Annotated in this window: 1 protein-coding gene; it reads right to left on the reverse strand. The window is 70.7% G+C overall.

The annotated features are described in order from the left end of the window. Nucleotides 1-615: DUF1522 domain-containing protein (locus AABA84_RS34840; RefSeq protein WP_338314355.1), on the reverse strand; the 615-nt coding region annotated here is incomplete at both ends.

The following is a 615-nucleotide window of genomic DNA, read 5'->3' on the forward strand; positions in this document are numbered from 1 at the left end:
GATCGTCGCACCGAGCGAGCCCGAGCTCGTGGTCCGGTTGACGCTCACGGTGGCGTTGCCGCCGCCCACAGACGAGGTCAGGCCGAGAGACTTGAGCAGGTCAGCCTTGCCGGTGACGCTCAGATCCGCACCCGTCGAGCTCTTCAGCGTGACGGCGCCCGCACCAACGCTCGAAGCGGTCTGGTTGAAGCTGGTGGCGAGCGTCGCAGCACCCGCGGTGATGGATGCCGTCTTGACGCCGCTGGCCAGATCGACCGCGGTCAACAGATCGCTGACGGTCGCAGCCGGCGTGCCCGCCGTGCCGAGATAGACAGTGGTGTTGCCGCTGCCGTCGGTGACGAGGTTGCCGCTGACGCCCGAGCCGGACGCAACGCCAGTCGAGGCCGGAGCAGAGCCCGAGCGGAAGGTGATGGTCTTGCCGTTCACGGTCAGCGTGTCGCCGTCGGCGGGCTGGGCGTTGCTGGCCAGGCCGGTGGCGGTGGTGCCGTTGGTCGCGATCAGGGTGATGGCGCCGGTCAGGGCCGTGGTGCCGTCGCCGGCCGTGCCCGCAGTGCCCGTGAAGGAACCGATGGTGGCGCCGAGGGTCGTGGTGCCGCTCGCCGCCGTGGTGCCGCC

The organism is Bradyrhizobium sp. TM239 (assembly GCF_036247985.1).
Taxonomy (GTDB): domain Bacteria; phylum Pseudomonadota; class Alphaproteobacteria; order Rhizobiales; family Xanthobacteraceae; genus Bradyrhizobium; species Bradyrhizobium ottawaense.